Origin of the sequence: Companilactobacillus versmoldensis DSM 14857 = KCTC 3814, assembly GCF_001434295.1 — a bacterium.
Classification (GTDB): domain Bacteria; phylum Bacillota; class Bacilli; order Lactobacillales; family Lactobacillaceae; genus Companilactobacillus; species Companilactobacillus versmoldensis.
The window spans coordinates 1-23,668 of record NZ_AZFA01000022.1 but is presented as its reverse complement, the minus strand read 5'-3'; the positions used below and the strand labels follow the sequence as shown (position 1 = coordinate 23,668).

At 40.9% G+C, this 23,668-nt stretch carries 22 protein-coding genes, 3 pseudogenes and 1 other annotated feature; of the genes and pseudogenes, 14 read left to right on the top strand and 11 right to left on the bottom strand.

The features are described from left to right. The first annotated feature begins 155 nt into the window (after positions 1 to 155). The 9 genes from FC27_RS09555 to FC27_RS09515 all read left to right on the top strand — a co-directional run bounded on the left by FC27_RS09555 (position 156) and on the right by FC27_RS09515 (position 9,599). A complete protein-coding gene (locus FC27_RS09555; RefSeq protein ID WP_010625024.1) occupies positions 156 to 1,319 on the top strand; it encodes a 2-isopropylmalate synthase in 1,164 nt (387 codons plus the stop codon). Then, a complete protein-coding gene (gene leuB / locus FC27_RS09550; protein ID WP_010625023.1) occupies positions 1,319 to 2,401 on the top strand; it encodes a 3-isopropylmalate dehydrogenase in 1,083 nt (360 codons plus the stop codon). Before FC27_RS09555 ends, leuB begins: the two co-directional genes overlap by 1 nt. Then, the gene (gene leuC, locus FC27_RS09545) at positions 2,379 to 3,752 is read left to right on the top strand and encodes a 3-isopropylmalate dehydratase large subunit (RefSeq protein WP_010625022.1); all 1,374 of its coding nucleotides are present in this window, start codon (positions 2,379 to 2,381) and stop codon (positions 3,750 to 3,752) included. Before leuB ends, leuC begins: the two co-directional genes overlap by 23 nt. Position 3,753: 1 nt before the next feature. Continuing rightward, a complete protein-coding gene (leuD, locus tag FC27_RS09540) occupies positions 3,754 to 4,338 on the top strand; it encodes a 3-isopropylmalate dehydratase small subunit (protein WP_010625021.1) in 585 nt (194 codons plus the stop codon). A gap of 15 nt (positions 4,339 to 4,353) precedes the next feature. After that, positions 4,354 to 5,658: an MFS transporter gene (locus tag FC27_RS09535; RefSeq protein WP_010625020.1), complete on the top strand. Its 1,305-nt coding sequence runs from the start codon at positions 4,354 to 4,356 to the stop codon at positions 5,656 to 5,658. A 72-nt stretch (positions 5,659 to 5,730) separates the two neighbouring features. Then, positions 5,731 to 6,420 (top strand): sulfite exporter TauE/SafE family protein, encoded by a 690-nt coding sequence (locus tag FC27_RS09530; RefSeq protein ID WP_010625019.1) that lies wholly within the window; start codon positions 5,731 to 5,733, stop codon positions 6,418 to 6,420. A gap of 153 nt (positions 6,421 to 6,573) precedes the next feature. Continuing rightward, the gene (locus FC27_RS09525) at positions 6,574 to 7,494 is read left to right on the top strand and encodes an aldo/keto reductase (protein WP_010625018.1); all 921 of its coding nucleotides are present in this window, start codon (positions 6,574 to 6,576) and stop codon (positions 7,492 to 7,494) included. A 34-nt stretch (positions 7,495 to 7,528) separates the two neighbouring features. Next, on the top strand, positions 7,529 to 8,128 hold the full coding sequence (locus FC27_RS09520; protein WP_010625017.1) for an NAD-dependent epimerase/dehydratase family protein: 600 nt from the start codon (positions 7,529 to 7,531) through the stop codon (positions 8,126 to 8,128). A gap of 235 nt (positions 8,129 to 8,363) precedes the next feature. After that, entirely contained in the window at positions 8,364 to 9,599 is a 1,236-nt protein-coding gene (locus FC27_RS09515; RefSeq protein ID WP_010625016.1) for an MBL fold metallo-hydrolase, read from the top strand. Here the strand turns inward: FC27_RS09515 and FC27_RS09510 are convergent, their stop codons facing one another. Beyond that, a complete protein-coding gene (locus FC27_RS09510; RefSeq protein ID WP_010625015.1) occupies positions 9,600 to 10,775 on the bottom strand; it encodes a CynX/NimT family MFS transporter in 1,176 nt (391 codons plus the stop codon). It lies immediately after the preceding gene. Positions 10,776 to 10,914: 139 nt separating this feature from the next. Between FC27_RS09510 and FC27_RS09505 the strand changes: the two genes are divergently transcribed. Beyond that, positions 10,915 to 11,340: a CopY/TcrY family copper transport repressor gene (locus FC27_RS09505; RefSeq protein WP_010625014.1), complete on the top strand. Its 426-nt coding sequence runs from the start codon at positions 10,915 to 10,917 to the stop codon at positions 11,338 to 11,340. A 58-nt stretch (positions 11,341 to 11,398) separates the two neighbouring features. Here the strand turns inward: FC27_RS09505 and FC27_RS09500 are convergent, their stop codons facing one another. The 10 genes and pseudogenes from FC27_RS09500 to FC27_RS09460 all read right to left on the bottom strand — a co-directional run bounded on the left by FC27_RS09500 (position 11,399) and on the right by FC27_RS09460 (position 20,299). Beyond that, positions 11,399 to 11,725, bottom strand: a complete 327-nt coding sequence (locus FC27_RS09500) for an AzlD domain-containing protein (RefSeq protein ID WP_010625013.1) — start codon at positions 11,723 to 11,725, stop codon at positions 11,399 to 11,401. Continuing rightward, positions 11,712 to 12,419: an AzlC family ABC transporter permease gene (locus FC27_RS09495; RefSeq protein ID WP_010625012.1), complete on the bottom strand. Its 708-nt coding sequence runs from the start codon at positions 12,417 to 12,419 to the stop codon at positions 11,712 to 11,714. Before FC27_RS09495 ends, FC27_RS09500 begins: the two co-directional genes overlap by 14 nt. A 137-nt stretch (positions 12,420 to 12,556) precedes the next feature. Next, positions 12,557 to 13,608 (bottom strand): annotated as a pseudogene (locus FC27_RS09490) (MFS transporter). Positions 13,609 to 13,782: 174 nt separating this feature from the next. After that, entirely contained in the window at positions 13,783 to 16,551 is a 2,769-nt protein-coding gene (locus FC27_RS09485; protein WP_082597212.1) for an efflux RND transporter permease subunit, read from the bottom strand. A 117-nt stretch (positions 16,552 to 16,668) separates the two neighbouring features. Continuing rightward, on the bottom strand, positions 16,669 to 17,226 hold the full coding sequence (locus FC27_RS09480; RefSeq protein ID WP_010625010.1) for a TetR/AcrR family transcriptional regulator: 558 nt from the start codon (positions 17,224 to 17,226) through the stop codon (positions 16,669 to 16,671). A gap of 17 nt (positions 17,227 to 17,243) precedes the next feature. After that, positions 17,244 to 17,717: a nucleoside 2-deoxyribosyltransferase gene (locus tag FC27_RS09475; protein WP_010625009.1), complete on the bottom strand. Its 474-nt coding sequence runs from the start codon at positions 17,715 to 17,717 to the stop codon at positions 17,244 to 17,246. Between the two features lie 408 nt (positions 17,718 to 18,125). Then, positions 18,126 to 18,977 carry an amino acid ABC transporter substrate-binding protein gene (locus tag FC27_RS09470; protein WP_010625008.1) on the bottom strand — a complete coding sequence of 284 codons (852 nt, stop codon included), beginning with the start codon at positions 18,975 to 18,977 and terminating at the stop codon, positions 18,126 to 18,128. An 11-nt stretch (positions 18,978 to 18,988) separates the two neighbouring features. Next, positions 18,989 to 19,199 (bottom strand): annotated as a pseudogene (locus tag FC27_RS12050) (amino acid ABC transporter ATP-binding protein); the annotation flags it as partial. A gap of 1 nt (position 19,200) precedes the next feature. Next, positions 19,201 to 19,625, bottom strand: a pseudogene (locus FC27_RS09465) (ATP-binding cassette domain-containing protein); the annotation flags it as partial. Between the two features lie 20 nt (positions 19,626 to 19,645). Then, entirely contained in the window at positions 19,646 to 20,299 is a 654-nt protein-coding gene (locus FC27_RS09460) for an amino acid ABC transporter permease (RefSeq protein WP_010625006.1), read from the bottom strand. A 158-nt stretch (positions 20,300 to 20,457) separates the two neighbouring features. Next, positions 20,458 to 20,677 (bottom strand) — a binding site (T-box leader). A gap of 151 nt (positions 20,678 to 20,828) precedes the next feature. Between FC27_RS09460 and FC27_RS09455 the strand changes: the two genes are divergently transcribed. Genes FC27_RS09455 through FC27_RS09440 form a run of 4 tightly spaced genes read left to right on the top strand, consistent with a single transcriptional unit; the run spans position 20,829 to position 23,641 of the window. Continuing rightward, complete coding sequence (locus tag FC27_RS09455) at positions 20,829 to 21,146, top strand: PadR family transcriptional regulator (protein ID WP_010625005.1); 318 nt, start codon at positions 20,829 to 20,831, stop codon at positions 21,144 to 21,146. After that, on the top strand, positions 21,136 to 21,798 hold the full coding sequence (locus FC27_RS09450) for a DUF1700 domain-containing protein (RefSeq protein ID WP_010625004.1): 663 nt from the start codon (positions 21,136 to 21,138) through the stop codon (positions 21,796 to 21,798). Before FC27_RS09455 ends, FC27_RS09450 begins: the two co-directional genes overlap by 11 nt. After that, a complete protein-coding gene (locus FC27_RS09445) occupies positions 21,791 to 22,768 on the top strand; it encodes a DUF4097 family beta strand repeat-containing protein (RefSeq protein ID WP_010625003.1) in 978 nt (325 codons plus the stop codon). The genes FC27_RS09450 and FC27_RS09445 overlap by 8 nt, the downstream gene beginning before the upstream one ends. Positions 22,769 to 22,825: 57 nt before the next feature. Beyond that, the gene (locus FC27_RS09440) at positions 22,826 to 23,641 is read left to right on the top strand and encodes a DUF975 family protein (protein ID WP_010625002.1); all 816 of its coding nucleotides are present in this window, start codon (positions 22,826 to 22,828) and stop codon (positions 23,639 to 23,641) included. Positions 23,642 to 23,668: the final 27 nt, after the last annotated feature.

The following is a 23,668-nucleotide window of genomic DNA, read 5'->3' as shown; positions in this document are numbered from 1 at the left end:
TTGCTCTAGCCAGGACTCTGACAATTTATGTCGAGTCCTATTTTGCGTTAGACAATGGGGCTTGACGAAATGTATTTTCTCGACACCCCATTGTTCAGCAATGAGGTGTTTTTTTTGTACCAAAAATAGAGAGAAGACAATGGAGGATCAAGATCATGAGAAAGAATATTCAGTTTTTCGACACAACACTAAGAGATGGCGAGCAGACGATTGGCGTTAATTTCAGCATCGACCAAAAAGTCGCTATCGCAAAACAACTAGAAAAATGGGGCGTGGACGTCATCGAAGCTGGCTTCCCAGTCGCTTCAAACGATGATTTCAAGGCCGTCGAAGCTGTCGCAAAAGCAGTTAAAACAGCGCAAGTGACCGGACTTGCTCGAGCCAAGAAAAATGACATCGATGCTTGCGTCAAGGCAACTGCAAAAGCTGCCCATAAACAAATTCACGTTTTCATCGCAACTAGCCCGATTCATCGAAACGATAAGCTACACATGAGCAGAGCACAAGTTATCCAATCGATCCAGGATTCAGTTTCTTACGCCCATAAATATTTTCCAATCGTGGAATTTTCACCAGAAGATGCAACCAGGACCGAACCCGATTTCCTAGTCGAAGCGATTCAAGCAGCCATCGACTCCGGGGCTTCAGTCATCAATATTCCTGATACCGTCGGCTATACCAATCCCGAAGAATTCGAAAAGCTCTTCAAAAACTTGCGTGAAAATATCCCTAACTTTTCAGAAATCACTTTCTCAGTTCACTGCCACGATGATTTGGGCATGGCAGTCGCCAATAGTCTTCAAGCCATCAAGAGTGGCGCTACTCGGATCGAGGGGACGATCAATGGTATCGGCGAACGCGCTGGTAATGCTGCTTTGGAAGAAGTTGCAGCTGCGATGTATGTCCGCAAGGATTACTATCAAGCCCAAAATCACATCCAGATGGGTGAGACTTACAAGCTCATCCAGATGATCAGTCAGTATTCGAAGATGCCGGTCCCACATAACAAAGCAGTTGTTGGTGCGAATGCCTTTGCCCACGAATCGGGTATCCACCAAGATGGAATGCTGAAGAACCCACAAACTTATGAGATCTTGACTCCTGAAGTTGTCGGAGCTAAGAAAACTAGTCTTCCTTTGGGCAAACTTTCTGGTTCACATGCGGTCATGCAAAAGCTTCAACAAATGGGTTATCAAGTCGACCGTAATGATATGACCGAGATTTTCCCAAGATTCAAAGATGTCGCCGACCACACCGATATCGTTTCCGAAGAGCAACTTAGTTCGATCATGGAACAAATGAAAGAAGGTATAGCCTAATGGATAAGCAAATTGCAAAAATCGCCGTTCTTTCTGGCGACTATATTGGACCAGAGATTATGAAAGCTGGATTAGAAGTCTTGGCAGCCGTTAGCCAAAATACTGGATTCAATTATCAGATCAATCCAGTTGCCTTTGGCGGTGAAGCCATTGATAAGTATTCTGATCCGTTGCCGGACGATACTTTGAAGACCTGCCAACAAAGCGATGCCGTCTTGTTGGCGGCCATCGGTGGTCCAAATTGGGATCAGGCTCCGAAGAGACCAGAAGATGGTTTGCTGGAGATCAGGCAGAAGTTGAGCTTGTTCAGCAACATTCGACCGACTCACATCAGTACTGCGATGCAACCTTATTCGCCGATCAAGATTGGGCAGCCAGTCGATTTCGTGATCATCCGTGAATTGACCAGTGGGATCTACTTTGAAAAACCCAGAATGAAAAATGCCAACGAAGCCGTCGATACGATGCGCTACAACAAAAAGGAAATTCAGCGAGTCGCCAAAGTTGCTTTTGATATGGCGCAACGAAGAAAGAAACATGTCACTTTGGTCGACAAAGCTAACGTTTTGGCTACGAGCAAGTTTTGGCGTGAGGTCGTTTCAAAAGTCGCTCAGGATTATCCAGACGTCACTTATGACACCAGTTATGTCGATGCGATGGCGATGAAGATCATTTCTGAACCTGAAAAATTCGACGTTATCTTGACCGAGAATTTGTTCGGCGACATCTTGAGTGACGAAGCCGCTCAGATAACTGGTTCTTTGGGGACTATCCCTTCAATGTCGACCGGTCAAACTGGACCGGCCTTGTACGAACCGATCCACGGTTCTGCTCCCGATATCGCCGGAAAAAATATCGCCGACCCGATCTCGATGATCAAGTCAGTTGCGATGATTTTGGAACATTCCTTTGATCATTATGACTTGGCTGAAAAAATCAATTCTGCAATCGATCAAACGATCCAAGCAAAAATAATGACTCCAGATTTAGGCGGGGAGAGTACCACCGCTGAAGTCACTGAAAAAATCATTAATTCAATTCAAGAAAGCAGTGAAGAATATGTCACAAACAATGTTCGATAAAATTTGGGATCAACACGTCATCACCGGGGAAGTCGGTAAGCCACAATTGATCTATGTCGACTTACAACTTTTACACGAGGTGACGTCACCACAGGCGTTTGAAGGTCTAAGAGAAAACCATCGAAAAGTCCGGCGGACTGATCGGAATTTTGCCACGATGGATCACAATGTACCGACAGTTGATATTTTTAATATTAAAGATGCAATCTCGCGAAAGCAGATCCAGACTTTGCAAGAAAATGCCGACGAATTTGGCGTTCGGTTGGCTGGTATGGGTTCTCAAGATCAAGGGATCGTCCACGTTATCGGACCGCAATTGGGTCTGACACAACCAGGGATGGTGATTGTTTGTGGTGATTCTCATACCGCTACTCATGGGGCTTTTGGCTCGATTGCTTTTGGAATCGGTACTAGTGAAGTTGAACATGTTTTAGCTACCCAGACGATCTGGCAAACAAAGCCGAAAACGATGGGCATCCATGTTCATGGCAAGTTGCCCCATGGTGTCTTTGCTAAAGATATCATCATGGGCATCATCGCCCAAGAAGGTGTCGCTTTTGGGACTGGTTATGCAGTCGAGTTTTATGGTGACACGATCAGGAATATGAGTATGGAAGAACGGATGACGTTGTGCAATATGGCGATCGAAGGTGGCGCTAAGATGGGGAGCGTTCAACCAGATCAGACGACTTTTGACTACGTTAAAGGACGTAAGTTTGCTCCGAAGAAATTCAATCAAGCAGTCAAATATTGGCAACAATTTTATACCGATGATGTCAGTGCCTTTGACGATGTGATGGACTTCGATGTTTCAAAGCTGGCTCCCTTTGTTTCCTGGGGGACTAATCCGGGGATGTCGGTCCCAGTCGACAAGCCGTTTCCAGCCATTGAAAATGACGACGACAAAAAAGCTTATCAATATGTTGGACTAAAGCCTGGCCAAACGGCAACTCAGATTCCAATCGGGTTCGTTTTCTTCGGTTCCTGTACCAATGGACGTTTATCCGATCTGAAGATCGCCGCTTCAGTTATTAAGGGACATCACATTGCTAAAGGAGTTACCGCTTTGGTAGTTCCGGGATCACGGCAGATCAAAGAACGGGCTGAAGAACTCGGCCTGGATAAAATTTTTAAAGCTGCGGGTTGCGAATGGCGGGAACCAGGATGCTCAGCTTGTTTAGGGATGAATCCTGATCGAGTCCCAGCTGGTGTCCACTGCGCTTCGACCTCCAATCGTAATTTTGAAGGACGCCAAGGCGCCGGTTCGAGGACTCATCTAGCAAGTCCAGCAATGGTAGCAGCTGCTGCTATTCATGGACACTTTATCGATATCAGAAAGGAAGCTGTGTAAGATGCAAGCAATTACTACGATCAGTGAAACTAGTGTGCCAATCATGAAAGAAAATATCGATACGGATCAATTGATCCCCAAACAATTTTTGAAGAATATCTTAAAAACTGGCTACGGCAAAGACCTATTTTACGATTGGCGCTATTTACCAGGTGGTAAATTGAACCCTGATTTCATCTTGAACGATCCCGACCGTCAAGCTGCGCAAATTTTGGTCACTGGTGATAACTTTGGCTGTGGCTCTTCACGTGAACATGCGGTTTGGGCTTTAAAGGATTACGGGTTCAAAGTTGTAATTGCAGGTGGATACAGCGATATTTTCTATATGAACAGTACGAAGAATGGTTTTTTAGCAATTATTTTGCCAGAAGCAGAACGCAAGATTTTGGCATCGGCTAAGCCTGATGAGAAGATCACCGTTGATCTGCCAAATCAACAAGTGAGGTATCACGATTACAGTTTTGATTTCGATATCGATCCACTTTGGAAACATAAGTTCATTAATGGTTTGGATGATATTGATATTACTTTAGGTTATGAAAAAGAAATTGAGGATTTTGAGAAAAAGATGCCTAATTTTAATTAAATAGGAGGGAAGACCATGGAGATAACACAAGCAAGTGCCACTAAATTACAAAAACGTTTGGATCATACGGTGGAATCGCCTTTGTTCTACAAAATCTTTTGGCTGGTCTCAGCTGGGATGATCCTTGATGCAGCAGATGTTTACGTTGCTAATGCCGTGGCTAGTACGACTTTGAAAAATAATTGGTCTACCATCCAAGAAAATTCTTATTTTCTTTCGAGTGGTTTCTTGGGCTTATTCATTGGATCATTGATAGCTGGCTTTATCGGTGACTTGAAGGGGCGGAAGATTGCCTATCAAATCAATCTATTGTTATTCGGAGTTTTCACACTGATCGGTGCCTTCGCTCCCAATATGATTTTCTTAATAATTTGTCGCTTGATCGCTAGTATTGGCCTTGGTTCAGAGATCGTGACGGGTTATTCGATGGTCAATGAATTTGCGCCGGTCCATAATCGGGGCAAGTGGTGTGCGGCCACGTCATTGATTGCTAATTGTGGGGCGCCGATCACGATGCTTCTTTGTACCGTTATTATTCCTAGATTCAGTTGGCGGCCGATTTTTGTTATCATCGGTGTTTCAGCCGGTATTCTCTGGTATTTAAGAAAGGATATCCCGGAATCTCCACGTTGGCTGTTAGCTCACGGACAGGTCAAACAAGCTCAATCAATCATTGAAGAGCTGGAAGTTCCTCACGCACAAGCTACGCAAAAGGTTGCTCCACGAAAAATTGTTAAAACGAGTCACCCATCGCTTATCACGAGTTTATTTGTGGCAACGGTGTCAGTCTCCGCGACAATCGTGTGTCAATATACTTTTACGTCTTGGGTACCGACTCTCTTAGTTCAAAGACATATCGATATCGGTAATTCTTTAGGCCTATCGACATTGATGATGTTAGGTGCACCAGTTGGATGTGCGATCGGGGCTTACTTGATCGATAAGATTGGTCGTAAGGTCACTATCGTACCGGCCTTTTTTATGACTGCAATTCTCGGTGTTTTTTATGCTAAACAGGATTCAGTTGTCGGTGTAGTTATTTTTGGCTTCTTATTAACAGTTGGTTTTTACGTTTTAATGGCTAGTGTCGTTGCGGTGTATGTTGACGACTTATTCCCAACTAAGTTCCGTTTCCGGGGTGCAGGGATCGCTAATGGTATCGCCAAACTTCTAACAGTTGCTATGCCAGTTACGGTTGCTTGGTTATTATCGTTCACCACGGCTAACGTTATTTTCTGGTTGATCAGTGCTGTAGCAGTCTTTGCCGGAGCAGTCGTTTGGTTCCTTGGTGAAGAAACGAATCAAAAAGATATCAATTGACCGAATTTTTTGGAAAGCTTTTTTTCTCCTGCCTGGTTGGTTAAACTAGTAATTAACGAGGTAGGTGATTAGGTGACAACGGTAGAGATCTTAGTGATCTTAACGATCATATTTGGAGCATTCGTGCGGACGGTCTTTGGATTTGGTGATGCACTGATCGCCATGCCAATGTTGACGTTACTTTCATTTGGGACGCAAACGTCGACGGCCTTGATCGGAGTGACAGGCTTATTAGTTGCCATCCCAGCTACATTTCATTATCGAACTGCCATCAAATGGGATGTCATCATTCGCTTAGTCTTAGGTTCGATCTTAGGTATACCATTAGGAATCAGTCTAGTTAAGTTCTCCAGTGCCGCCACCATTGCCCGGATCCTAGGAGTTTTTCTGATCATCTACGGTCTATATAGCTTTGTCGGATCCTTTCATGACCGGAAGATTTCCTTACAGCTTGATTCAAAATTTTTTGATTATCTATTCGGAATGATCTCTGGTATCCTCGGCAGTGCCTATGATAGTCACGGAGTGGCGATTGCAATTTATGGGACATTGAAGAATTGGACTGCTAATGAATTTCGTGGCATCTTGCAGGCACACTTCATGTGCGTCAGCGTGATCGTAGTTCTGAGCCAAGCTGCATCAGGCTTTTGGAACTTTGAAGTCGTGAAGATGGCACTGATTTTTATCCCCTGCCTGATCATCTTATTGCCATTTGCCAATTGGGTCGGTAAGAAGATCGACAGTGTAAAAATGGTCAAATAAGTTTATGCAATCCTAACTTTGTTAGGTGTGATGTTATTAATTAAAGGTTGAAAATAAAATTATGTAATCGTACATAATTTTATTTTTTTTGTCCAAATTGCGCTATGCTAAAGGTAACAATTCAAATTTGATATGTGCAGGAGGTATCGTTCAATGACAGATTTAGTAAAAGTTGGTAAATCCTCAGTTACTAGTAAAAAACTAGGCTTAGGAACTAATAAAGTTGGTGGTCACAATATTTTTAAAGATCTGAATGACGAAGATGGATACGCCGTTGTAAAGGAAGCTATCGATAACGGCATTACTACCTTGGATACAGCATATATGTATGGAAATGGTCGTTCAGAAGAGATCATCGGTGACGTTATTCAAGATTATGACCGCAGTAACTTGGTCATCGCTACTAAGGCTGCTCAAAATCCTGAAAAGGATAATGAGATCGACAACAGTCCAGAGTTTTTGAAAAAAGCCGTCGATGAAGCACTGAAACGTTTGAAGACGGATTATCTGGACATTTTCTATATCCACTTCCCAGATAAGGAGACCCCTAAAGACCAAGCTGTGGCAACCTTGAATGAGTTGAAGAAAGCTGGAAAGATCAAAGCGATTGGTTTATCCAATTTCTCCTTGGACCAGATCAAGGAAGCTAATAAAGATGGCTTGGTCGATATCGTGGAGGATAACTACAACCTAGTTCACCGTGATGCTGAGAAGGCTTTGTTTCCATATTTGCGCAAGAACGATATTTCGTTTGTACCTTATTTCCCACTTGCTTCGGGACTATTGACGGGCAAGTATCAATTGGCTGATGCTAAGAAATTCAGTCAATTCAACAAGGATCAATTCAGTGACATTATTGATGCTTTGAAGAAGGTTCATCAAATTGCTAATAAGAATGAAACGACGGTCGCTCAAACGGTCATTGCTTGGTATTTGAAGAACCCTGATATTTCCATTGTTATTCCTGGGGCAAGAAAACCAGAACAAGTTGACCAAAATGTTCAAGCCTTAAATGTGGAACTCCGCAATAGTGATTACCACACGATCGACGAAGCATTTTCTGAATTTGCATAAGGATTTTACTTAGAACGTAGAAAGAAGGATCAGTATGTCGAAAAAGGTAGTTGTTTTTGGAGCCAATGGATTCGTTGGTGGAGAATTTGCTAAACAATTGATTGAAAGAGGAGATTCAGTAGTTAGTGTGTCTCGGACTGGGGAACCGCTCGGCAATGAATCTTGGTATGGCAAAGTTGATTGGAAAGTAGGTAACGCTTTGGGTACCGGCTTTTGGAGTAATTACTTAAAGGATGCCGATGTCGTCATCGATACTGTTGGCGAATTTCGGGAGAGTACCAATGAGAATTTAACTTTTGAAAAGGTCAATTATCAAAGTGAAGTCAATATTGCTGACGCTGCTGAAAAGAATAAGGTGCCAGTGATGGTCTATTTCTCAGTTGACGATATTCCTAATGCCAACAAGCGTTATATCAGCAGTAAACGTGATGCTGAAGAAGATCTTAAGAAACGGAAGTTAAGATCTGTTATCATGCGCCCAGCGATGATGGTCCATGATGATGATCATGTTGATAGCGATGAAGATCATCGTAGCTTACCAGTAAGCATGGTCGTTAATGCAGCACTTGAAGCTGTTAATAATGAAACAGAAAATGTTACTTCAGGGATCGACCAAATCGATCCACGAAATTAAGTTAGGATTTAATTAGCCGATGATATTTGTCATCGGCTTTTTGTTTGCTTAAATATTGATATTGTTATGGATTTTCATAGATTTAAAAATCGTTGCCTTTTAAGGCTTTTTCAAAGATAATACGTATAAATAGTTTTTAATTGTTAATAATATTCGTAAAAATGACTAGATAACCAGTAGATGGAGATTTATTCTCGAAAAATGATTTAGAAAACGAATGATAAATGGAGAAATTATGACTACAGTCAAATTTTTAAATGGTTCACGAGATATTTTAGGGAATATCGTCGAGATCCACACTAAAACTTCACGCGTGATCGTGGATTTTGGGATGATGGGACGCTACAAAAAAGATCGGGTGGATAGTTTGCTCAAGTCGCAGATCTTGCCTGACCTGCCTGATTTGTTCACCAAAAAGAGCAGTAAGTACCAGCAACAAGCTATCGTTTTGACTCATTTTGGAATGGAAAACTTGAATGCGGCCTTGTATCTGCAATCTGATATTAAAATCTACGTCCCAGCATATGGGCTGAAACTTTACCAAACACTAGTCGAAAATGATTTGATCCAGCCACTCGATGCACAATTGTTGGAGTTGCCGGACAAGTTGACTATCGGTGATCTGACGGTCAAAGGCTTCGCTTCTGATTCTGATGTTTTCGGTGTTCAATCGTTATTGATCTCTGACGGTCCCCACAATTTTGGTGTCTCAGGGGATGTGCGAGTCAACGGACCGCATCGTGATGAGGTCTACAAATGGATCCGCAAGTTTCACAAAAAAGAACTCGAATTATTTCTGTTTGACGCCACCTCGTACAGTTTCTCCAAGCATTGCCAGTTATTTGCCGTCGACGAATATACTTTGCGCAAGCAGTTTGCTGACTTAGTCGTTCAAAGACGAGACTTAATGGTCATTAATTTAGATATCTTCAACGTTGACCGAGTCGTCCGTTTAGTCAAAAAAGCTCATCACTTGGATCGGAAAATGGTTTTGGAGGAAGCTTTTGCCAAAGTTGTCAAAGAGTTTTTCCCAGATCTGAAATTAATAGTCTTAGCTGAATCGAGGGCAAATAAAAAGGCGGTCTCAAATGATTTTGAGATCGTCTCGTTAAAAGATATTAAACAAACTCCCAAAAAATACGTCTTACAAAATAGTTTTGGCAATATCAGCTTTTTAAAAAAGCTGCCGTCAGGACTTTATTTACATAGCAACGGCTTCCCAGAGATCAGCAGTGACCGCGACTATGACTGCTTGCGTAACGTCTTAAAAAAGCATGCTTTCCAATATATTGATTTCTCAGCCAGTGGACACGCGAACAAACAAGACTTGGTCTTTTTGGTCGATGCGGTCAAGGCGAAAAAAACGGTGCCGTGGCATTCCTATCATCCGGAATTGGCTATTTCAGCGATTAAGGATCTACCGACGAAGTTCGTTTTACCGAAGCTGGATAAGAAACTTTATTTCAAATGATTATTCGGCGATTGGCTTATGGTGATTGATCACAATGCCGGTCGTAACTAGTACTGCCGATAAGACGGCCATGATGATCATGGTCATGGTCCAAGTGCCAGATAGGTTTTGGATGTATCCGAAGACGACTGGTCCAAAAGCTGCCAAGAGGTAACCGGCGGAATGAGCCATTCCGGAAACTTCGGCTGTTTGATAAGGGTTCGTCGTCTTATTGGTGAAGAAGTAGATGGCCTCGTTAAAGGCGATACCTGAACCAAATCCAGTCAAGAATGAAATTATTACTAACCAAGCGGTCGATTGGATATTGAGCAAGAACATCAATGGTCCAAGAACATAACCGATGATCAGGAAGGTATTTAAGAATTTACGTCCGTTTTTCTTCCCGGCAAAATATGGCACTATGAATGAACAAGGTAAGCCACTCAATTGTAAGATGGTTAAGATATTACTGGAGACGATCGATGATACACCGTGGCTTTCCATGACCGAGGGAGTCCAGGTCAAGAGTGAATAATAAACTAGTGATTGGAGTCCAAAATAAAGTGTGATGAACCAACCGACCCGCTGGTTCCAAACGGTCCGATATTTGGGTGGATTGCTAATCGTTACGCTGTTGTCTTTAGTGTTGGATCGTAAATTGGGGATCCAAACAACTAAGGCACCGATGGCTAGCGCTGATAGGATGGCCAAGGTGGCGCTTAAGGAAATATGCGTGATGAAGACACCTGATAAGGCTGTACCGATGGCACCGATGGCCAACATTGATAAGGTATAAAGCCCGGTCCCTAAGGGAATCCTATTTGGTAGATGATCTTTGATCATTGCTGGTACTAGGACGTTACCACTATCGACACCGATACCAACGAGTGTAGTACCGATGAATATTGCCCAGACAGCTGGGATGATCCGTAAATAACTGCCGGCAATCAAGATGATAAAAAAGACAAAGACTGTTAATTCATTGCCAAGCTTTTTGGCAACTTTTACAATGATTGGTGAAAAGATGGCGAAAGCAACTAATGGTATTGAGGTGATCAAACCGATCAGTGAACTCGGCACCCCTAAATTTTTCTCAATGGTTTTTAACAACGGTGGGATGATAGTGATTGGTAGTCGCAAATTGGCGGCAATCAACATCATGCTCACGATGAACCAAGTTTGGTTCTTATTTTTCAAACCGTAATCCCCCTCTGAATAAATAATAATAGTATAGGACAAATTGCGATATCAAAAAAGTGCTAAACCTTATCAAATAAACTTGTCTTTTATTATAAATAGTCTAGACTGGTTGGTATAAGTGAATTGAGGTTACATTATGGACAACGTAAAAGATATTAAGATCACCAGTGCGGAATGGCGCGTGATGCGAGTTATTTGGACTCTAGAATCGGCCACTTCGCGTGAATTAACAGATATACTTGGCGAATCGATGGATTGGAAATCAGCTACGATCAAGACTTTATTGCGACGCTTAGTAGATAAAAATATGCTTCAAACTCAAAAAGATGGTAATAAGTTTATTTACAAAGCTACCATGGCAGAAACTGACGCAATCGAAGTTACCAGTAAGCAATTTTTTGAGCAAGTTTGTGCTCGTAAAGTAGGGACAGCGATTGCTTCACTGATCTCTGAATCAGAATTGACCCAAGAAGATATCGATAAGATCCAACAACAATTGGATGACAAAACTCCCGTCAAAGAAATTGAATGTAACTGTTTGCCTGATAATTGTCAGTGCTAAGCAGACAAAAATATAGCAGCCTATCCAAATAGTTTGGATAGACTGCTTTTTTGATTTTTTACATGATAAATCTTACAACAGCCAGAGAAATAACTCCGACGATGACGACGACAAGTAGACTTTTGCTGATGATGGCACTGATCACAGTCGGGACTGAGGCTAAGAAATTTTCCATATCGATCGATGGTAAGTGACCTAAATGTTGATGGAACAAGTTTTCAAACCAAAGAGCTGACATGATGACGATGGGAACAAAACTTAAAAATTCGATTACTCGCGGTGAAAGTTTGATTTTTCTTAGAATCCAGAAAGGCATGATCCTCGACAGCCAAGTGACGACTCCGGAACCGATGATAGTTATGAGGACAAAACTAAAAGTAGACATGTTTTAAGATCACTCCAATCGTGCAAGCAATAATAGTCACGACTAAAATCGTCACGTTGCTGGGGATAAAGATCAGGCCTAGGTAAACTAAGACTAGAGTAATCAAGACCATGATCAGCTGAAGATTGAAGTTCAATGATTTATCACTGATCAACTGTAAGTATAGTAGACCGATGAACATCGCAACGAGGGCAAAATCGAGTCCAAATTTCTCTGGGTTGGAGATCATATTTCCTAGTAAGGCACCAACAAATGAAGCCACAGCCCAAGTTGAATAGGCAATCAAATTTGAGGTGTTGAACCACTCGAAATTCAATCTTCCGTTCGTCTTATTGACCTTGCTCATACTCAAGGCGAAGGTTTCGTCAGTCAATAAAGAGCCCACCAGAATATTTTTCAGCAGGGATTCCTGTTTGAAATAGCGGGCGACGGTCGTGCTCATCAGGATCATTCGGGAATTGACCAAAAAGACTGAGAAGATGATGGTCAGCATTGGGCTGTGGGCACCTAACATGCCGACTAAGACGAATTGTGCGGAACCGGCGTAAGTTATCAGTGAAGTCAAAACGACGATGAAGGTGCTCAAACCTGAGGCTTTACCGACAACGCCAAAGGCCAGGCCGATGCCGATATAGCCAAAAACGGTCGGTAAGGTGTCTTTGATTGCTGATCGAATATCTAATTGATCGTCCATCTTGATCCCCCCTGACTGTTGATGTAACGATAATGTATATAAGAATAAATTAAAATATTTTTAATGTCAATGGTGGGGAATCTTTTTTGACAGCAAAAAGGCTCCAAGCAAAGATTAAATTTTGCTTAGAGCTAGCTTTAAAATTGACGATATTTTGCAGGGCGCAGATTGCTGATTGAAAGCATTGCAATCAAACTGATAATGTACAAAATTGAAATGAAAACCATCACAGTCATCACACTGTGGTTGTCGAGGATCCAGCCGATGACCAAACTGGAGAAGCCACCAATACAACGGCCAGTATTCATGATGACGTTGTTGGCTGTCGCCCTGATCTCAGTCGGATATAAGTGACTGACGACCGCACCGTAACCAGCGAACATACCATTGGAGAAATAACCAACTACAGCGCCGGCGATGATCAGTGTCACCATATTGTTTGGTAGGGTAAGGACGAAGACACCGATCGCGGAGCATACTAAGAAAATGCCGAAGGCTAAACGTGGTCCTAAAACATCGAGGATCCAGCCAAAAGTGAACATTCCCGCACACATTCCTAGGATAGTAGCAATAATCCAAGTAGAACTGGAAACGGTCAGATTTAGCTGTTTTTGCATGATGGTAGGCAACCAATTCATCAAACCGAAGTAACCAGCGATTTGAACGATCGCCATGATCATCAAAGCAGTTGCGGGATGACTAGGGTGGCTAAGACTGTGGCGATGATAGCACCAACTTGACCTGCCATTCCGACCCAAGAAGAGATCCGGCCCAATTTATCTTTCGAAAAGCTCTCGGCTAAGACGGTCATGCCAATCCCGTACTCGCCACCGCCACCGATGCCGGCTAAGAATCGGCAGATGTAGATCGAAGTTAAGTTATGAGCGAAGTACATTGCTCCCGTAGCAATTGCAAAGATGAAGATCGTATAAGTAAAAGTTTTGATTCTGCCGACTCGATCGGCTAAAATTCCAAAAAAAATACCACCTAATAACATACCAATATTAGTGATCGTGGAAATCAATCCCGCTTGCGTTCCACTCAAGTGCAATTCGGCAATAATGGATGATAGGGCAAAAGATAAAAACATAATGTCCATATTTTCCAAACCGAATCCCGCAGTGGTGGATGCAACCACTTTTGTTTGGTAGCTATCTAGATGGTTAGTCTGACTTGCAGCTAGTTTCATATTAAATTGTCCTCCAAAATGAACGCTCACAGGCGTTCTTTATTTTGACTCTTTAAATAATCTAGCATATAAAAATCAAACCTTCAAGCAAGATTGAAGAGTTTTTTACAAAAAAAGAGCGCAACCCTTCAATAAGGTTGCGCTCTTCTGCATTAATAATTTGAGATAAATTAACTATTTATCTGATTTCTTCTCATCGTTGTTTGTTGCGGAATCAGCATCGTCATCTGCTTTAGCAGCATTGGCAGCAGCTAATTCTTTGTCTTCTTTCCGGTTTCTGAACAAGAAGATCAAGGCAGGCAAGACGGTCAAGGCACTAATTAGTGAATAACCAGTATCAAGCACTGTGATCAAACCAAATGAACGTAGAACTGGGAAAGTTGAGAACATAATAGCGGAGAAACCACCCATAACAGTTAGACCTGAAACAGTAATGGCTTGTCCAACGCGAGAAACCGCATCAATGATGGCTTTCTCACGCGTGACTTTCTTAAGTCGTTCCTCACGGTATCTCTCAAGGATCAAGATAGTAAACTCAGTACCAATACCAAGAACTAAGGAACTCAAAGCAATTGTAACTGGGTTATATGAGGTATGCATCAACCAAAGTGTCAAGGGTGAAAGACCAAGGACAACTAGGATTGGTAGGACAGGGTAAATGGCCAAACGGAATTCACGGTAAACCAATAGCAAGATGATGAAGATGATTGCAAGTCCTGCAAACATGATCAAGTTGTGGTTTGAGGTTACATTGTCGATACCAATAAGCATCATGACTTGTAGACCAGCTGGTGAAACTTCGAGACCTTGTTTCTTACCACCGATATCGTCAGAAATCTTGTCCATCAATTTCTGTTGATCTTTAGATGATAAGTGTTGATTGATGGTAAATTGAATCGTGGCATATTGATGATTGTCACTGATAACAGATTGTTTCAATGGCTTAGGAATATCGTTGATGCCAGTATTCATTTCTGATTGACTAGCATTAAGCTTGCCACCCAATTGTTTATAAGTAGATGAAAGACTAGTTACATCAGTAATGTCTTTGTACTTATTCTTTTCTTGATTACCCATCTTGTTGATACGTTTAACGGCGTCAGCATTGCGGACATCGTCACCCTTAACTAGGTAATCAATATAAACAGTTGAACCAACTTGTTTTTGAAGATATTTAGTATTTTGTAATTCACTCATATTTTGAGGAATCATCTTCATAATATCTGTTTCAGTATTGATGTTGTGTTCAACGACAAAGCCTAGGCCACCTAAGATAATAGCGATGGCAAAGACCCAGCCGGCATGTTTAGTAATAAATGTAGCATATTTTGCTAACCATTTTGAAAGTCCTGTTTCACCTGAGCCATTGTGCTTGTCTCTTCTAGCTTTGTTTTTAGCTACGAACTTAGCATGTGACTTCTCTGACTTATCAGCCAAAGTGAAAACAGAGAACATCATGAAGAACTCAACGATGTAAGCACAGAAGACACCAAGTGCTAGAGTGACACCGAATTGTTGCATCATAGGTGCTTTAGATAGGAACATTGTCAAGAAACTGAACATCATAACGATGACAGCAATACCAACAGCTGGTCCCATCTTAGATACTGATAGTTTGATTGATTCTTCCGATTTCTCGGTCCTTCGGTACTCTTCTTCGTACCTGTTCTGGAACTGAACACCAAAGTCGGTCCCCAGTCCGATGATGATAGGCAAGGTAGCCATAGTTGCTAAGGTGATCGGTAGGTTGAACCAACCCATTGCACCAAAGGTCCAGATCATACCAATCAGAACGAAGAGTAATGGTAAGATTCTTCTTCTGACTGGGAAGATCAAAGCTAAGATGATCAACATGATGATTACGGCAATAACAACCATAATAGCCATGTTTTGTAGAACGACGTTCTTAACTTGGCCAATTACAACTGGGTTACCAGCTGTTTTGACGTTGACTTTACTACTAAAGCCAGCTTCTTTGACAGCTTTATGAACATCGTTCATCAATTTGACGTTGGTGTTCATATCGGTCGTACTCTTGGTATTGACCATTAAGATGGTATGTTTACCATTCTTAGGTAATAATTGCGAAATAGCAGATGGTACTTTACCATGATCGCTCAAAAGTAAGTCACGCAATAAGGCGTTAGACATATTTTGAACCTTCGGGATCATTGGTAAGACAGAAGTCATTAAGGCTTGCTTCTGTTGATCGTTCAACAAGGTCAAAGTATAATCTTGAACTTGTTGTTTTTGACTAGCATTCAACATATTCATCAAAGTAGATGATTGTTGACTAGTCATTTGTGCAGCAGCAGCTTGTTGTTGAGCAGCAGGCAATTGGGCAATTTGTGCTTGAGCTTGTTGTTGAGCAGCGGCTACTTGTTGCTTTTGAGCATCTGTCAAGACAGTGCTTGTTACATAAGTTTGAACTTGTGATTGTTGTTCAGAAGTCAAACCACTTTGAACTTTGCTACTTAATTGGTTCTTTTGAGAACTACTTAAGTTAGCCATCAAGTCCTTTTCAGCCTTCGGTGTCAGATTTAGATTCAAACCAGACATTCCTTGAGCGGCTGAAGGGTCCTTGGTGATCTGTTCAAGTTCGTCGTTTAGCAGGTTGACGATATTAGTCGTTGAACGGATATTGTCCATCTTGCTGAGTTTGTTATCTAACTTAGCAAGTTTCTTCATATTCTTTTGCGAAAGAACATCGTTTTGTTTTCCACTAACTAAAACATAAACTGAGTCACCACCAAAATGCTTTTGGTAAGTATTGGTATCTTTGTATGGTTTCGAATTGGAATTAACAAAGACATCATTACTAAACTTCATTTGGATCCTCGGAAGTCCAAATGCGAGAATAATGGTGATCACTGCAATAATAGAGATCCACATTTTTGCATGTTTGTGGATACTGTTACTGAGCATATTAAAAAATTTTTCCATGATATTAGTAATCCCTCCCAAAATATCTCATGCTGAATATAGTAACATTAAATAATTTGTTTTTAAGCTACAAAAAGAGGCATTTTTCTTAAAATGAGACAACTGCCTTAATTTGTATTATTTTTCGACCCATTTTCTGAAAAAGTCTTCGGTAAATGAGGTGAATTCATCTTTAGGTATTTTAAAATCATGGTCTTCTAAATACTCGACTACGCCGACTAAAGCGCCAACAATGAAGCTGATCATTAATTCAGGAGAGTCGGATCCTTTGATCATAACGATCAGGGGATCAGATTCGGCGTTTTCAGAATTCTCATATTTCTGTGTAACGATATCTTTTAAAATCAAACGAAACTCAGGATATAAATTAGCCTTCGATTGATACTGTGGTGAGATATGTCGCATAAAGTCATTGTTACGGCCAATAAAATCGGCAATTTGATTGACGATCGTTTCAGTGGAATTGGTTTCAGCTAAGAGATCATCAAGTAGAAACTCAAAGACTGCATGTAATAGGGCAAACTTGTCATTAAAGTACCGATAGAATGTACTGTGGTTGATCTGGGCCTCACGACAAATATCACCGACAGTAATTTTGTCGAAAGACTTTTTCCCTAGTAATGAGATCATCGCGATAGTAATAGCTTTTCTGGTTCTTTCGGTCACCTGTGACATAGTTTCCTCCTATTATATTAAAAGACTTTGATGTTTTCGTAGCGGGTCATCAAAGAATTAAAATCATAATCCTTTAATTCTTCAATGTGTTTCGGACCATTGAAAAATCCGGTGAGACTACCAGCTAACATAAGGTTAAGCGGTGGAGCCTCATCAAAACGAACTCCGAAAGTAGGTACGTTGTTAGCAAAGGCGTATCCACATTCCCAGGCAGTACCAGAGTCAGGCTCGCTCAAATTATCTTCAAGTTGATAGTCTAATTCTGCTACAACGATATCGGAATTGTTAATATTGTTGACATCATGTTTGAAAACAGCTGTTTGCCATTCGAATGAACCGAACTCAGCAGCCGTGTATTCATCCTTACCAGGACGGAAGATATCACCAATCGTGTCGTTTTGTTCAAGCAAAGCTTGGATGTCATCCAAACGTTTTTTTTGCTGATCACTGAAAAAAGGACCAGCTAAGTATACTCGATTTAGTTTGCTCATTTTATTCTCCTTTATTGGCACACTTTTATTATACGCAAAACCCGTCTGAGAGTATAATGTTAAGGGAATGTTACAGGGATGTTTTTGTCTGTTTAAATCGCTTTAAACCTCTTTAAATTCACAAACTACCATGATATAACTAAGTAGATAAAGCACGGAGGTAGTAGTCATGGTTGAAAAAGGTAGAGTATGTCGCGTCAGTCATAAAGATTTTATGCAAAAGAGAAAGATGAATTACCTAGCAATTGCGGGCATCTTTTTCGCATTATTATTGTTTATATTTTAAGGGAGCTTAAATTTAGCCGAGGACTAATTTAAGTGTATTGGTAAGACTGGGGGACAGTCTTTTTTATTTGCCTAAAATTAAAGCCAATGATCTATTTTATAGGTCATTGGCTTTTTTTTGAATCAATTATTTGGTTTGACTAAAGAGTTGTGATCAGTCCCGAACCACTTAACTTCGATTTTTTGAAGCTCACCATCATTGGCTAATTTTTGTAAAGCTGAATTGATCTTATGTTTCATCGTCTTATCACCCTTACGCATTCCAACGGCGAAATCTTCACCAGAAAAACCACCGTAATAGGTCCGATAAGAATCAGGATCCTTTTCGTGTTGAATGTAGTAGTTAGCATAAACACTGTCGATCAATAGTCCTTGGATCCGATTGGCATCAAGGTCCATCAAAGCATTATTGAAGGAGTCATACATAACCGGACTTTGGTCCTTGATATAGTTTTTCAAGACCTTGGGATGTTCATCCAACAAACTGGCACCAGAAGAACTAGTTTGGACACCTAAAGTCTTACCCTTCATTTGCTTAAAGTTGTTGATATTTTGGTCTTTCTTAGTGACCAACACTTGACGGTTAGCTAGATAGGGACGTGAAAAAGCAATCTGCTTTTGACGTGCCGGAGTGATGGTATAACCATTCCAAATCAAATCGATCGTCCGATTGCGTAACTCAGTTTCTTTCATATTCCAATCGATAGTTTGAAAATCGACTTTGATACCATATTGCTTGAAAACAGCCTTGGCTAAATCGATATCGAAACCGACCAAGTTACCATCCTTTTGGCGAAATCCCATCGGAACGAAAGTATCGTCCAGGCCAATGATCACTCGGCCACGCTTTTGGATTGTCGACCAAGTATCGACCGTATTCGCTTGTTTAGCGACCGAAGTCTTATTCCCACAACCACTAATGATCACCAACAGACAAGCCAGCAGGGCGAGCAGTGCAATAATCCGTTTTTTCATAATTCTCCCCCTTATTTGTTGATCGGCTTAACCTGCAATATTTGGTCAGAAATATTTTCGGCGAAAGCAGGATCGTGGGTAACCACGATTTGAGTGATACCAGTTTCTTTTAGATCAAGGATGACTTTTCCCACGGCGTCTCTAAGACTCGGGTCTAGCGCTGAAGTTGGTTCATCATAACACAAAATTTGCGGCTTCATTGCTAAAGCTCGGGCAATCGCANCGTTGTTTTTGACCACCAGATAATTCAAAAGGATATTGATCAACGTGAGTTTGCAATTCTAATTCTTTTAAAATTCCTGAAGCATTCTCTTTAGCTTCTTCTTTTGATTGTTTTAAGGCCATAGTTGGTGCCAAAGTAACATTTTCCATAACAGTCAAATGTGGAAAGAGATTGAAATCTTGAAAGACAATTCCAATGATCCGTTCAGTTTCAGTACTATCTGCCGGATCGAAAGTATCACCGTTCAAAATAAATTTACCTGAATCGGGGCGGTCAAGACCAGCAATACAACGAAGCAAGGTGGTCTTTCCAGCACCAGAAGGTCCAACAATACTTAAAATTGAATTGTCTTTTACTTCGACATTGAGTTTGTTTAAAATCGTGGTGCCATTAAAGCTTTTAGTGATGTTTTCCAGTTTTAGCATGTTTGTTTCCTCCTATTAGATTAACGGTAATAACTGTAGTGTTTTTCGACAACTTTTAAGATCCACGTACAGATCAAGGTCAAGAGTAAGTAGATGATACCAACTAAGACTAATGGCAATAGGGTCACATCACGTGAACTAGCTATATTACCAGCTCTCAATAAGTCTCCTAGACCGATGACGTATACCAAGGATGAGTCTTTTACCAAGTTGATGACCTCATTACCAATCGATGGGATAACGATTTTGACAACTTGTGGAACGACGATTTTACGGATTGTTTGCCAGTAATTGAGTCCTAAAACTTGGGTACCTTCGTATTGTCCTTGGCTGATGGCACCGAATCCTCCACGGAAGATCTCGGCAAAATAGGCGGTGTAATTCAGGATGAAGGCAAATAGGGCAGCATCGTATCTTTCAAAGACGATATGGAAGAATGGCAGGTTGGGCAAACCATAGAAGACGAAAATCAATTGCAGCAAGAGAGGCGTACCCCGCATGACCCAAATATAAAATGACAAGATCCAACTTAATGGCTTGAATTTTGAGCTTCTTCCTAATGACACTAAAATACCTAATGGTAATGAGGCGATAAGTGTCCAGAAGAAAATTTTTAATGTCATAACTGTTCCGTTCAATAAAGACGGTAAAATTTCTGATGTATAGTGCAGCATGAGCACTCCCCCTAATAATAAGTACAAAAAAGCCCCCTTAGCCAAATGACTAAGAGGGCGACAAGCGCGGTTCCACCTCAAGTTCAACAATATCTCACGATATTATTCTCAGGAAGTTAATGTCAGTACCAATAAAAAAAGCCCCCTAGTCATCCGACTAAGAGGGCGATGTTCGCGGTACCACCTCTGGCTCCTTAATATCTCACGATACTAAGCTCATGAAGTTACATTAACTTCAGTGATAACGGAACTACCGAAATGACCTACTTGTTTCAGTCATTCAACTTACAGATGTGTCTCACTAAGGACTGCATCGACTTCCACCGGCGTCGACTCTCTGGGGCAATTGACTTAGCTACCTTCTGTCATCGTTTTTTGTACTTGTTTAATGTTGAAATAATCGTACGACCGATTGACTAAGATGTCAAGTTAAATTTGTCATGATATTGACCTTGATTATCAGTCTTGTTATATTATTTATATGCTTATATTATATGTCGTATAACATACGGGAAATGGGGAATAGGTGATGGCAATTCAAGTATCGACAGAAATCTTAGAAGGGTCAGTCTTAGCCTTGTTGAATCAGCAAGACTATTACGGCTATACGATCACTAAAAAAATGCAACGAAGTTTTCCTATCTCGGAGTCGACGATGTATCCAATTTTAAGACGGTTGAAAAAGAGCAGTTGGTTATCAACCTATGACCAGTCTTATGAAGGAAGGAATCGGCGTTACTATCAGATCACCAGTGAAGGAAAGACTAGGCTGAATGAGATCAAAGCCGATTGGGAAAAAATCAAACTAGCAACAAATCGAATTTTGGAGGAAACAGATGACAGATAAAGCAGCTGATCAGTTTATTGATAAATTTGAAATGTATCTACAGCAATTAGACAAGTCAGAACGTGACGATGTTGTTGAATTTTATCGAGAATATTTAATCGATGGTAAATTGGATACTGCTGATAAGATCAATAAGAAGCTTGGTACGCCTAAACACTTGGCTCGCAAGATCTTAGCAGATTATTCTATCAAAATGTCAGAACAAAATTATCAAAATGACGGTTATGGCTTTTTGACCGACAATCAGAAAATGAAGAAAAATATGATCATGATTGGTTTGATTATTTTAGCTCTGTTGGCAACACCGGTTGCCATGCCAATTGCTATCGGACTAATTGGTGTGGTCCTTTTCTTCATCGTGGCAGCCATCTTCTTTACTTTGTTAGTGTTATTTTTAGTTGCATTGTCGATTGTTGGGGCAATCGCTTTGATTGGTGTCGGGTTTGGAGTCGTTTTTCAATCATTCTTAACCTCGATTTTCTATATTGGGGTCGGTTTAGCAGTTTTGGGAGTCGATTTCATTATCGTTCCCTTGATTGTGTCATTTTGTAAATGGCTCTTTGATGTCTTAGTCGTCTTCTTCCGTTGGGTCGGCAAAAAGTTATTGAACGGTCGCAACGCTCCCAAGAAGGAGGGACAAGACAATGCATAGAACAACCATTGTAATTGGGATTTATTTAGTAGTCATTGGCTTGATCTTGACTGCCATCGGCTATTTCACACATGCACCCAAAACTGTCGTCTGGGACAATGGTTTACAAGTTTCGCAACAAGTTGAAACCAGCAAGAAAGTCGCCGATTTTTCGAAGATCAATGTCAGCGGCCAAGATGGTAACGTCAAAATTGTTTCTGGTTACCATTATAATGTCAAAGTTTCTGGTGACAAGCGCCAAGTCCCACAATATACGGTCAAAAAAAATACTTTGTATATCAATAAACAACAACAGGCTAAAGTTGGTTTCTTTGGCAAACAGACCATCACCATCACTGTGCCAACTTCGCAAAAAATCTCTAAGTTGACGGCAAACGTGGGTAATGGTGATTTAGATCTAACTAATGTCAAAATCGATCAGATGTCGATCAATGAATTAGCATCAGACGATTCAGATTCGATTAACTTGGATTCAGTAGAAGTGGCTCGTTCGGCGAATATCAATCTAAGTCGGTCGGTCCTGCACGTAAAAGATTCAACCCTGAATGATTTAGATCTGGAATCGGGCTTGGCTAACAACGACAGTACCACCGAGGACGAAATCAAAAATGAAACAGCTAGCTTAAGAAATTTCACCATTAATAACAGCCGTTTGAACAACAGTCAAATAGAATTGCACAGTAATAATTTGGACATCCGTAAGTCGGTCTTGAATCAATTTAGCGCTAAGAGTGATTACGGTCGGGTCAAGGTGGCTAAATCTAATTTGTTGGCGACAAATAGTTTTGAGATCAATCGTGGTGACTTCAATGGTCAAGATCTGAAGGTCGATGGCTTAGACTTATCGAATAAGCGTGGTTCAATCGAATACTTCGGTCACCGTGCCAGTCAAAATAATTATCGTTATAACGCTGACGCTAATGATCTGTTGCGTGTCAGTGGTCAAAACCTTAGAATCAGAATCAAGTAAACTAGTTTGCAAACATGAGTTTTGTTATAATGTTCCATATCGTGGAGGGGAGATTTTATGAATACAACCAATTTAAGGCGGATCTCGGCGTCTGAAATCAATCGAGAGGCTCGCCAAGTTTTTCGGAGCAATTTCAAGGACATAATTGTTTTGAATATTGTGCCAATCTTGATGCGGATCATCGGGATGTTCTTCTTAGTTCAAATGTATCGTAGCTGGCTATCAGGCTTAGGTATCAGTTTGTCTGATCCTCAAGCAGCCAGTCAGAAGATGACCGAGATCTCGCAGAGCATTATCAGTAATCCTGGTTCAGCTTCGAAGTATGCTTTTACTCTCACACCGCAGACTAGTATTTTTGTTTTTGCCGCCGGTCTATTCTTCTTCCTGATCTGTGTCGGTATTGGTTATTCGATCCTTGATAAGTACCGCAATCAAAATTATCAAATCAGAACGATTGCTGATCAATTTCAAGTATTCTCTGGAAAATATTTCTTTGCCATCATCTTTTTGGCAGTTATTTTCAATATGATCGTTGAAGCTGGTTTGGCATTTTTCTTCATTATTGGTATCTGGTTCATGCTAATATTCAGTCAAAGTTTTTATATCTATAAAGGTGACGCTGATCGTCAAGAACGTGTTGGCTTAGGTCAAACTTTTTCGACCTTCGCACGTAGTTCGATCTTAGTTCGGGGATATAAATGGACTCTTTTGTGGTTGTTCGTTCAATTCTTCCTATGGGAGATCGTCAACTTGATCACACGCGAGATTTTCTCGATCGTGCTGCATCCATATGAACAAACAGTTTTAGCAATTTTCTATGACAAAGTAGAAAAAGCTAAAATCGAACAAGCTAAAGCACAGGCAACTAATTAAATAAGTATAAAAATGGCTCTAAGTCAA